The sequence below is a fragment of the Variovorax sp. 20P10.2.4 genome (assembly GCF_058244205.1).
Genome location: NZ_JBZAYE010000241.1, coordinates 1 through 10,130, shown reverse-complemented (window position 1 = coordinate 10,130; position 10,130 = coordinate 1). Strand labels below are relative to the sequence as shown.

The 10,130-nt window shown below is 70.0% G+C and carries 10 protein-coding genes and 1 pseudogene; 8 read left to right on the top strand and 3 right to left on the bottom strand.

Annotated features, from left to right (window positions below; translation table 11 throughout):
- The 4 genes from AC27VN_RS21460 to AC27VN_RS21445 form a co-directional block, all read left to right on the top strand.
- Nucleotides 1-369: energy transducer TonB (locus AC27VN_RS21460; protein WP_490877824.1), on the top strand; the 369-nt coding region annotated here is incomplete at its 5' end.
- Nucleotides 370-642: 273 nt separating this feature from the next.
- Nucleotides 643-1,287 (top strand): HD domain-containing protein, encoded by a 645-nt coding sequence (locus tag AC27VN_RS21455; RefSeq protein WP_490877823.1) that lies wholly within the window; start codon nucleotides 643-645, stop codon nucleotides 1,285-1,287.
- A gap of 50 nt (nucleotides 1,288-1,337) precedes the next feature.
- On the top strand, nucleotides 1,338-1,829 hold the full coding sequence (locus tag AC27VN_RS21450; RefSeq protein ID WP_490877822.1) for a DUF3304 domain-containing protein: 492 nt from the start codon (nucleotides 1,338-1,340) through the stop codon (nucleotides 1,827-1,829).
- A gap of 50 nt (nucleotides 1,830-1,879) precedes the next feature.
- On the top strand, nucleotides 1,880-2,431 hold the full coding sequence (locus AC27VN_RS21445) for a hypothetical protein (protein WP_490877821.1): 552 nt from the start codon (nucleotides 1,880-1,882) through the stop codon (nucleotides 2,429-2,431).
- Between the two features lie 118 nt (nucleotides 2,432-2,549).
- Here the strand turns inward: AC27VN_RS21445 and AC27VN_RS21440 are convergent, their stop codons facing one another.
- The gene (locus tag AC27VN_RS21440) at nucleotides 2,550-6,149 is read right to left on the bottom strand and encodes an ABC transporter ATP-binding protein/permease (protein WP_490877820.1); all 3,600 of its coding nucleotides are present in this window, start codon (nucleotides 6,147-6,149) and stop codon (nucleotides 2,550-2,552) included.
- 123 nt (nucleotides 6,150-6,272) lie between these two features.
- Here AC27VN_RS21440 and AC27VN_RS21435 point away from each other — a divergent pair, with 123 nt between their 5' ends.
- On the top strand, nucleotides 6,273-7,196 hold the full coding sequence (locus AC27VN_RS21435) for a LysR substrate-binding domain-containing protein (RefSeq protein WP_490877819.1): 924 nt from the start codon (nucleotides 6,273-6,275) through the stop codon (nucleotides 7,194-7,196).
- A gap of 39 nt (nucleotides 7,197-7,235) precedes the next feature.
- Here the strand turns inward: AC27VN_RS21435 and AC27VN_RS21430 are convergent, their stop codons facing one another.
- A complete protein-coding gene (locus tag AC27VN_RS21430) occupies nucleotides 7,236-7,553 on the bottom strand; it encodes a TetR family transcriptional regulator C-terminal domain-containing protein (protein ID WP_490877818.1) in 318 nt (105 codons plus the stop codon).
- 104 nt (nucleotides 7,554-7,657) lie between these two features.
- On the opposite strand from AC27VN_RS21430, the pseudogene AC27VN_RS21425 reads away from it, so the two are divergent.
- The 3 genes and pseudogenes from AC27VN_RS21425 to AC27VN_RS21415 all read left to right on the top strand — a co-directional run.
- Nucleotides 7,658-7,813 (top strand): annotated as a pseudogene (locus tag AC27VN_RS21425) (alcohol dehydrogenase catalytic domain-containing protein); the annotation flags it as partial.
- Nucleotides 7,793-8,470 carry a zinc-binding dehydrogenase gene (locus tag AC27VN_RS21420; protein ID WP_490877825.1) on the top strand — a complete coding sequence of 226 codons (678 nt, stop codon included), beginning with the start codon at nucleotides 7,793-7,795 and terminating at the stop codon, nucleotides 8,468-8,470. The pseudogene AC27VN_RS21425 and the gene AC27VN_RS21420, both read left to right, overlap by 21 nt.
- Before the next feature lie 43 nt (nucleotides 8,471-8,513).
- Nucleotides 8,514-9,116, top strand: a complete 603-nt coding sequence (locus AC27VN_RS21415) for an NADPH-dependent F420 reductase (RefSeq protein ID WP_490877817.1) — start codon at nucleotides 8,514-8,516, stop codon at nucleotides 9,114-9,116.
- Between the two features lie 12 nt (nucleotides 9,117-9,128).
- On the opposite strand, the gene AC27VN_RS21410 is transcribed toward AC27VN_RS21415, so the two are convergent.
- Nucleotides 9,129-10,130 (bottom strand): aminotransferase-like domain-containing protein (locus AC27VN_RS21410; RefSeq protein WP_490877816.1); only part of this gene is annotated, 1,002 nt, incomplete at its 5' end.

The following is a 10,130-nucleotide window of genomic DNA, read 5'->3' as shown; positions in this document are numbered from 1 at the left end:
GTGGCCGCGCCGCCGCCGGTCGCGAATGCCGCCGAGGAAGACCGCATGCAGCAGACCGTGCGCGCACGCGACGATGGCGCGGATGCCCTGCGCAAATACCTCGCGGGGCTGCGCAAGGCGATCCAGGGCAAGCTGGTCTATCCGGCCGAGGCGCGCGAGGCCGGCTATGTGGGCGCGCCGACGATCCGCTTCACGCTGACGGAGGAAGGGAACATCCTCTCGGGCTCGCTGGCGGTGGCGAAGAGCAGCGGCTACCCGGTGCTCGACGAGAGCGCCATGCGGGCGGCACAGGCCGGTGCGCCGTTCGAGAAGCCACCGCGGCGGATGGAAGTGGCGATCGCTATCGGGTTCGTTCAGGAACGGCAGTGATTCTTGGATTTCTGTTCGGGGGGCGTGCACAGGACAGCGGGTACTTCCCTCCGCGAATGTCCCCCGGCCTTCGGCCTCCTCCTTGATTTCGCTGCGGGAAGCACCCGCTGCCCTGTGCACGGGAAGCGCTCGGGTTGTGCGGCCGGTTCTTTGGTTCCGGGATATTGAAGGGGCTGCAACACGCCATTGCAGAGATGCCAATTCCCAGCGGACGATGTTCCGCTCATGATCGGTCTCCGCCGCCTTCGCGGTACCTCACCGACCCGAGACACCATGGCCCCCCAGGACATCGCCGGCATCCGCATCCCCGACAGCAGGCTCGCGCGCGAGCTGACCCAGTTCATCCGCGACACCGAAAGCGACCTGCTCTTTCACCACTCGGCCCGCGTCTACTGCTGGGGCGTGCTGGCGGGCGATCGCAAGGGCTTGAAGTACGACCCCGAGCTGCTCTATGCGGCCGCCATGTTCCATGACATCGGCCTCACCTCGCGCTACGAAAGCAGCCAGCTGCGCTTCGAGGTGGACGGCGCCAACGCCGCGCGCGATTTCCTGCAAGGGCACGGAATCTCCGAGCGCGACATCGAGACGGTGTGGAATGCGGTCGCGCTGCACACCACGCCGGGCATCCCGCAGTTCATGCGCGCGGAGATCGCGCTCGTCCAGGCAGGCGCCGGCATGGACGTGGCCGGCCGCGGCTACGACGACTACAGCGATGCGCAGCGCGAAGCGGTCGTGCGCGCCTTTCCGCGCGAGGCCGATTTCAAGCACGGCATCATCGAGGCCTTCTACCAGGGGCTCAAGCACCGTCCCGACAGCACCTTCGGCACCTTCAACGACGACGTGCTGGCGCACAAGGATCCGCATTTCCATCGCGCGGACATGTGCAGCATCATCCATGCGTCGAAGTGGCATGGCTGAGGCGCCGTCCTCTTTCCTGTTTTCCAGCGCGCTGCACGAGAATCGCGCGCATGCATACGACGATCACAGGGCTGGTGCTGGCAATCTCGATGGCAGCTTGCGCGCAAGCCGCCCCCGACAGTCCGAGCGTGAACGCCAAGGCCGCCGCGCCCGCCAAGGCCACGGCGAACCTGAGCGCCTACAACCACACGCCGGACTACATCCACGAGTACTGGGTCAACGGCCAGTTCGGCGCCAACGCATTCGCCTATGGGGGCGGCGGCAGCTTCGTGTGCTGCATCGTGTACCCGCGGCAATGGACACCCGGCCTGACCGCGGTCGTGCGCTGGAGGACGAGCAACTCCGATCCCAAGGGACCGCTGAACGAGGCGTGGCACGAGAAGACCGTGCCGATCGACCGCTATGACCGCACCGGGTCGACGATGAACGTGCACTTCCTGCCCGGCAACGAGGTTCGGCTGGTCATCAGCAATTCCGACGCCTATGTGCCCGACTATCCGGGCCCGCGCGGGCCCCGGAAACCCGCGGGCTTCAAGTTTTGAGACGGCATGAACGAGGCGGGTCGCGCAGCAAGGCCATGAAGGCCTCCGCAATGATCCGCCTCGCCCTTGGTTTGAGCCTGCTCGGTCCCGCGTTGGCGTTCGCCGGCACGCCCCTGTCTTGCGATCTGGGCACGCCCGGCACGCCGCGGGTCGTCGAGGTCCTGCGTACCGATGCCATCGCGGGCTCCCATGTCTACCACCTGCGCAAAGGCAAGGCGTCCGTGCGGCCGATGTTCGACGGCGAGGCCGAGGACTCGCGCGGTTCGGAGGTCCGCATCCGCTGTGCCGGCCGGACGCGCCGCGCGCTGGTGGTGATGGGGGATTTCATGTCGGCCGGCTATCCGCGCGGCATGGTCATGGTCCACGACGCGGTCGGACAGCGCTTCCAGCGCTTCGATTTCGCCGAGCGCAATGCGCCGCGCTGGCTGTACCTGGGCAAGACCGAAACCCTGCTGGTGTTCCTGCCCGGTGGCCGGCTCGAGACGGCGCATCGCTATCTGATCCAGCGCTTCGTCGACGGCGACAAGCCGGGCGGCACCGAAGCGATCGACAGCGTTCGGCCGAACGCCAAGGGCTACGAAGTGATCGAACTGGGGCGCTAGTTCGGCGCCTTCACGCCGGCTCGAGGGCGCCTCTTCCCGCATGCACCCGATCGTCCTCGTTTCGATGGCGTGGTTCTTCATCCCGCGACGAGCTTGCGGGCCGCGGCGCGCCCTCTTCTCACGCCCGCGCCCACTGCCGCTGCACGGCCCCCGCCCCCTGGTGGCTCGCGAGCTTCGCGTACACGCCTTGCCGCCGCAGCAGCTCGTCGTGCGTGCCGGCTTCCGCCAGCGTGCCGTTCTCCAGCACCAGGATCAGGTCGGCATCGCGGATGGTCGACAGCCGATGCGCGATCACGAGGGTGGTCCGGTGCCGCATCAGCGCATCGAGCGCGCCGCGCACCTGCAGCTCCGACAGCGTGTCCAGGTGCGAGGTGGCCTCGTCGAGGATCAGCACCGGTGCGTTCTTGAGGAAGGCGCGCGCGATCGAGATGCGCTGGCGCTGGCCGCCCGACAGCTGCATGCCGCGTTCGCCGACGCGCGTGGCCAGGCCCTCGGGCAGGGTGCGCACGAAGTCCGTCAAGGCGGCGCGGTCGAGCGCGAGCGCCAGTTCCTCGCCGCTGGCATCGGGGCGCGCCAGGCGGATGTTGGCCTCGAGCGTGTCGTTGAACAGGTAGGTGTCCTGCGACACCAGCGCGACGCGTTCACGCAGGCCGTCGAGCCGCAGCTCGCGCACGTCCACGCCGTCGAGCTTCACGCTGCCCTGGCGCGGATCCCAGAAGCGCAGCAGCAGGCTCGCCACGGTGCTCTTGCCGGCACCCGAGGCGCCGACCACGGCCACGGTGGCACCGGCCGGGACCTCGAAGCCGAGTTCGTGCAGGGTGTCCTGCGCCTTGCCCGGATAGGCGAAGCAGATGCGCTCGAAGGCCAGCGACAGGCCGTGGGTGGCCGTCGGCGGCGGCAGCGGGCCGTCGACCACGGGCTCGGGCTCGCTCTCGACCACGTGCAGGCGGCGCGTGGCCGCGATGGTGTCGGCCAACTGGCGGCTGACCTGCGAGATCTCCGACACCGGCAGGAAGGTGGCGAGCGCGATCAGCACCAGCAGCGGCAGCATGCCGGCCGGCAAGGCGCCGCTCGCGACCTGCAGCGCGCCGACCACGGCCACGGCCAGGCCGCCCAGGCCCATCGCGATCTCGAACCAGGCGGTCTGGCGCGACAGGTCGTTCAGGATGTCCAGGCGCCGCGCGCGGCTGCGGTCCGCCACCTCGAGGAACTGCGCGCGGCGCCGGTCCGTGGCCTGGAAGGCGGTCAGGTCGGCCAGGCCCTGGATGGTCTCGGCGGTATGGGCGCTCATCTCGCCCAGCGCATGGCGGGCGCGGTCGCCGAGCGCATCGACCTGGCGACGGCCCCGGATCGGCGACACCAGCGCATAGGCCAGGAACGGCAGCAGCGCCAGCGCCACGGGCCAGCTGTAGAGCGCGAGAAAACCCAGCACCGACAGCGGCACCAGCACCGAGACGATGGCCGGCGCGATGGTGTGGGCGTAGAAGTACTCGACCATCTCCACGTCGTGCGTGGCCAGCGCGACCAGGTCGCCCGAGCGGCGCTGCAGCAGGTAAGCCGGTGCCAGCCGCTCGAGCTTGTCGTAGAGCTTGACGCGCATGTCGGCCAGCAGCTGGTAGGCCATGGCGTGCGCCAGCCACGATTCGAGCCAGTGGAACAGCGCGGCCAGCGGCGCCGCGACCAGCAGGCCGACGATCAGCGCCGAGGTGTCGCGGTCGTCGCGGATCGCGGCCACCACCAGCGCGCTGAGCACGCCGACGCCGATGAAGGCCGCGACGCGCGCCACGCCCAACAGGATGGTGGCGATCAGCGTGCCGCGCCAGGGCCGCACCACCGACAGCAAGGTGGCGAGCGTGGGCTTCCAGCCGACCTTCTCGGCGTCGGCATCGAGCGGGCGCAGCGCGGGACCGCGATCGCCCTCCTCTTCCGTGGCCACGCGTCGCGCCGACGCGGCCTGCGGCTCGAGGGGCGCGGGCGCCGCGCCGGCCAGGCCCACGGCCTGTTCGTGCATCAGGCGGTGGTAGAGGCCCCGCTGCTGCATCAGCACCGCATGCCGGCCCTCTTCGACCACGCGCCCCTGATCGAGCACCAGGCAGCGGTCGGCGCCGATGATGCTGGCCAGGCGGTGCGCGAGGATCAGCGTGGTGCGGCCGACCATCAGCCGGTCCAGCGCCTGCTGGATCAGCGCCTCGTTCTCGGTGTCGACCGAGGACAGCGCCTCGTCGAGGATCAGGATCGGGGCGTCGCGCAGCAGGGCACGCGCGATCGCCACGCGCTGGCGCTGGCCGCCCGAGAGCTGCAGCCCGCGCTCGCCGACCTGGGTGGCGTAGCCCTGCGGCAGCGCCATGATGAAGTCGTCGATGTTGGCGGCCCGCGCCGCGGCGCGCACCTGCTCGTGGGTGGCGTCGGGCCGGCCCAGCCGCAGGTTGTCGTCGAGCGTGCCGTGGAACAGCGTGATGTCCTGGCTCACCAGCGCCATGTGGCCCAGCAGGGTCTGCGTGGCCAGGCCGTTGACGTCGTGGCCGCCCACGCGCACCGTGCCCGACTGCGGCACGAACTCGCGCAGCAGCAGCCGCACGATGGTGGACTTGCCGGCCCCGCTCGGGCCCACGATGCCCACGCGCTCGCCGGCCTCGATGCGGAACGACAGGCCGTGGTGGGCGGCGCGCTGCGGCGAGTAGGAGAAGGTCACGCCGTCGAATTCGATGGTGGGCGCCAAGTGCGTGGGTCCGGCGGCGTTCGGCGCTGTGTCGGGCGAGGCGGTCGGCGCTTGCGCATCCATCAGCGCATGGATGCTCGCCGCGGCCGATTGGCCCAGCATTCCCCGGTGCAGCACGGAGCGCAGCTCGCGCAGCGGACGGAAGATCTCGGTGCCGGCCATCAGCACGATCAGCAGGGCCTCCACGCTCATGTCGCCGGCCGTCACGCGCCAGGCGCCCAGGGTCAGCGCCAGCGCGGCACCGAGTGCCACGCCGAGGTCGCTGATGCCGCGCGTCAGCAGGCTCACCGACAGCACCCAGAAGGTGTTGTCCGAGAGCTTGCGCGCGCGGGCCGCGAGGCGCTCGCCCCAGGTCTTGCCCTGGCCGTAGGCCTTCAGCGTGGGCAGGCCCTGCACGGCATCGAGGAACTCCTCGCCGAAGGCATTGAGCGAGCGCGTGCGCGCCAGGCTCGCGCGGCTGTCGAGCATGTGGACGGCCATGGGACCGAACAGCGCGAACAGCGCCGCGACCAGGAAGACGAGCGCGGTCGGCAGGTCCCAGAAGGCGATGACCGCGAAGATGGCGAACGGTGCCGCGGCCGCGATCACGACCTGCGGCAGGTACTGGCCGAAGAAGGTCTGCAGCTGTTCGACGCCATCGACCACCGTCAGCATCACGCCGCCGGTGCGCTGGTTGGCGAACCAGGCCGGGCCCAGCGCCACGATGCGGTCGTACAGCCGCGCGCGCAGCGCCTGCTGCACCTCGGCCGAGGAGCGGTTGGCCTGCACCGTGCGCAGATGATCGAACAGCGCGCGCAGCAGCACCATCGCGCCCGCGCAGGCCGCCGGCGCGATCCAGTCGCCGTGGGGTGCGCCGTCGAACACGCGCGCCAGCAGCTGGCCGAGGAACACATAGCGCGCGATGCCGGCCGCCAGCGCCAGCAGGCCGAGCACGATGCCCCCCGCCATGCGCAGGCGCAGGCCCGCCGTCAATTGCCAAAGTCGAATATCGAAATACATGTTGGTGCGATCGGTTCTTCCTGTAAGGCCGTCATCGTCATGCATCGCGCCACGCGGCGAAAGCGATGGTTTTTCAATCCTGGGTTGAGATAGATTGCACCCTTTGCCGCTCCACCCTCCCCCATGCCACCACTGGCTGCCTTGCGCGCCTTCGAAGCCGTTGCCCGACTGGGCAGCCTGAGCCGCGCCGCGTCCGAACTCCACGTCACGAAGAGCGCCATCAGCCACCAGCTGCGCGCGCTCGAGGAAGACCTCGGCGTGACCCTGCTGCATCGCGGCGGCACGGTGCGCCGCGCGCGAACCACCGAGGCCGGCGCCGCGCTGCTGGTGTCGGTGCAACAGGCGTTGACCCTGCTCGAGACCGCCTGCCGCGACACGCGCGCCGGTGCCCATGGCCGGCGGCGCAACAGCCTCAACATCTCGGCCAATCCCTCGCTCGCGGCGCTGTGGCTGGCGCCGCGGATCGGGCGCTTCATCGAGCTGCATCCCGACATCGACATCCAGCTGTTCCTGCATGCCAGCCAGGACCCCGCATGGGACGCGCAGGACATCGACCTCGCGTTCCTGCACGTGCGCGCGCTGGGCCCGCACCTCGCGGCGCCGGGCGACATCCCGCTGATGACCGAGACCGTGGTGCCGGTGTGCAGCCCCTCGCTGGTCGCGCCCGCCGAGCGCGACGACCCGCGCGTGTTCGCGCGCCACCGCTGGCTCGAGGAGAAGCACATCGACAGCCCCGAGACCGACTGGCGCACCTGGCGCCCCCGGCTGGGCCTGCCCGACAGCGTGAGCCACGACCCGCTGGTGCTCAGCGGCCTGAGCACCGTGGTGGCGGCCGCCGCCGCGGGCGTGGGCATCGCGCTGGGGCGTGCGCCGCTGGTCGACGAGGAACTGGCGCGCGGCCGGCTGGTGGCGCTGACGCCGGGCCTGCGCATGGCCGGCTCATGGGGCTACGTGATGCGCGTGCGTGCCAATCGGCCGATGGATGCGTCGCTGCCGACGCTGGTGGAGTTCCTCACCGAGGAGGGGCGGCGCGCTCCTGCGTGGTGAGGCCGGGCGGCGGCGCGATCCACCGCGTCGGATGCGGCATCAGGACTCCTGATCCTCCACCAGGAATCGCACGACCCTCTGCATGAGCTTCCCGACCTCCTCCTTGTTCATCTTCGGATTGCCGACGGCCCGGAACACCAGGCCGTCGGACATGGCAACGATCACGTCGATCGTCGCTTCCAGCTCGGCCGCGGAGAGCCCGCGTGACGACGGAATCGCCTTGACGACGCCTTCGATCTTTTCGTGGATCGCTCGATCGGCGCGCTGGAAGAACTTCGCCACGCTCCTGTTCCGGGCGGACTCGGCCAGGATCTCGAGTTCGAGGGGCACGTAACGGGGATCGGTGCGCGTGCGCACCGCATGGCGCATATCCTCGACCAGCGCATCGGCGGGGCCCGCGACCCGGCTGCGTTCCTCGATATGGGACAGGTGCTCGAAGGCACGTCGCGGGCGTTCTTCCCGCGCCGATGCCGTTCGTGCCCGGCACCGAGGGCGTCGGCGTGGTCGTCGCGGTCGGCGCGGAGGTCACGGACATCGTGCCGGGCGACCGCGTCGCCTACCGCAGCGCCAGCGGAACCTATGCGCAGGAGTGCCTGGTGCAGGCGGACCATGTCATTGCCGTGCCCGACGACATCGACGATCTGCAGGTCGCCGCCATCCTGTCCAAGGGCCTGTCCGCCTGGTGCCTGCTGTTCAAGGCGCGGCCGATCGCGGCGGGCGACACCCTCCTCTATCACGGCGCCACGGGCGGCGTGGGGCATATCGCATGCCGATGGGCCAGGTCGCTCGGCGCGCGCGTGATCGGCACGGTCGGTTCGGCCGGCAAGATGGCCGTGGCCCGCGCCAACGGTTGCGACGAGGTCATCGACTACAGCGAGGAAGATTTCGTGGCCCGGGTGCTCGAATTGACGGCGGGCCAGGGCGTCGATGTCGTCTATGACGGCGTCGGCAAGAAGACATTCCTGCCGTCGCTCGATTGCCTGCGGCCGTTGGGATCGATGGTGAGCTTCGGTTTCAGTTCGGGCCCGACGCCGCCCGTCGATGCCAGCCTCCTGATGGCCAAGGGTTCGCTGTTCCTCACGGGGCTGTCGTCCTCCCACTACCTGATGACCCGCGAAGCCTTGCTGGCGGGCGCCGACGCGCTGTTCGACGCATTCAGGTCGGGCCGCATCACCGCCGCCATCGATCGCAGCTATCCGCTGAAGGACGCCGCCGCGGCCCACCGCGCCATCGCGGCGCGCGAAGTCATGGGCTCGGTCGTTCTCATTCCTTGACGCGCGGACAGTTTCAATCACGACAGTGGAAGGACACGGACCCATGGCCATCGGAATCATTGGAGCGGGCAGGATCGGAAAGGCGCTCGCGGCGCAGTTCACGCGGGCCGGCTACGAGGTCGTCCTCGCCAACAGCCGGGGGCCGGATTCGCTGGCCGACTTCGTCGGGCAGCTCGGCCCCAGGGCACGCGCGGGCACGTCAGCCGAGGCCGCCGCCGAACCGACGGTGGTCCTCGCACTTCGATGGAGCCATCTTCCCGAGGCCCTGCCGACCCTGGGATCGCTGGCCGGAAAAATCGTCATCGACACCAGCAACCCGTACCTGGAGAGGAACGGCCAGCTCGTCGTCGCCGACCTTCGTGGCCGCAGCTCGAGCGAGATCGTGGCCGATCTCGTTCCGGGCGCCAGGCTGGTCAAGGCCTTCAACACGCTGCCGGCGGCACTGCTCGCGGAAGACCCGCAACAGCAGGGCGGGCGACGCGTGATCTTCGTGTCGGGCGATCACGTGGATGCGAATGCGCAGGTGGCGTCGATGATCGCCACCGTGGGCTGGGTGTCGATCGAGCTCGGGGGCTTGTCGACCGGCGGCAGGCTGCAGCAAGGGCGCGGTCCGTTCTCAGGCCTCGATCTGCTGCGTCGAGGCTGAGGGCGCCGACCTTCAGATGTGTTGTCGGCGAGCCAGTGTCCCCAGCCGCCGAACCCCCTCCTCGATCCGCTCGCTCCAGCTCCAGCCGGCGCTCAGTCGCAGGCAGTTGCGAAAGCGCCGGCTGGCCGAGAAGACATCGCCCGGCGCGAAGCAGATGCCGAGCTCGAGCGCCGCGTCGAACAGCGCGCGCGAGTCGAAACCGCGCGGCAGTTCGACCCACAGCGCGAAGCCCCCGGCAGGCCGGCTGACGCGTGTCTCGGCCGGAAAACTGGCCTCGATGGCGCGGGTCAGGTGCCGCAGGTTTTCTTCGAGCAGGCGGCGCAATCGGCGCATGTGCGCGTCGTAGGCGCCGCTGGCCAGGAAGTCCGCGAGCGCGACCTGCGGCAGCACCGGGCTGCAGAGACTGAAGGCGAGCTTGCGATCGACCACCTGCTGCGCGTACTTGCCGGGCGCGATCCAGCCCACGCGGTAGCCGGGCGCGAGGCTCTTCGAGAACGAGCTGCAGTAGAGGGTGTTCGCGCCGCCGTCGAGCGCGATGAAGGGCGTGGGCCGCTCGCGCGCGAAGTGGATGTCGCCGTAGACGTCGTCCTCGACCAGCGGCACGTCGTGCCGCGCGAGCAAGGCCAGCAGTTCGCGCTTGCGTGCATCGGGCATCGACACGCCCAGCGGATTGCTGAAGCTCGACGACAGCAGGCAGGCCGCGACCGGGCCGGCGTCGAGCAGCCGCGCGAAGGCCTCGATGTGGATGCCCTCGACGGGATCGGTGGGCAGCTCCAGCACCTTGAGGCCGAGCACCTCGAGCGTGTGGAGAAAGCCGAAGTAGGTCGGCGACTCCACCGCGATGGTGTCGCCGGGCCTGGCGACGGCGCTCAGCGCGAGCGTGAAGGCTTCGGTGCAGCCGTTGGTGATGACCACGTCGTCGGGCGACAGCGCATGCCCGATGCGCATCGCGCGCCGCGAGATCTCGCGGCGCAGCCGCGGGTCGCCGCGCGGCGTGCCGTAGACGTTGTGGCG

What these genes read in the sequence shown, in the direction of transcription:
- AC27VN_RS21455 (WP_490877823.1), top strand. Translation starts at nt 643, where the DNA reads ATGGCCCCCCAGGACATCGCCGGCATCCGCATCCCCGACAGCAGGCTC.
- AC27VN_RS21450 (WP_490877822.1), top strand. Translation starts at nt 1,338, where the DNA reads ATGCATACGACGATCACAGGGCTGGTGCTGGCAATCTCGATGGCAGCT.
- AC27VN_RS21445 (WP_490877821.1), top strand. Translation starts at nt 1,880, where the DNA reads ATGATCCGCCTCGCCCTTGGTTTGAGCCTGCTCGGTCCCGCGTTGGCG.
- AC27VN_RS21440 (WP_490877820.1), bottom strand. Translation starts at nt 6,149, where the DNA reads ATGTATTTCGATATTCGACTTTGGCAATTGACGGCGGGCCTGCGCCTG.
- AC27VN_RS21435 (WP_490877819.1), top strand. Translation starts at nt 6,273, where the DNA reads ATGCCACCACTGGCTGCCTTGCGCGCCTTCGAAGCCGTTGCCCGACTG.
- AC27VN_RS21415 (WP_490877817.1), top strand. Translation starts at nt 8,514, where the DNA reads ATGGCCATCGGAATCATTGGAGCGGGCAGGATCGGAAAGGCGCTCGCG.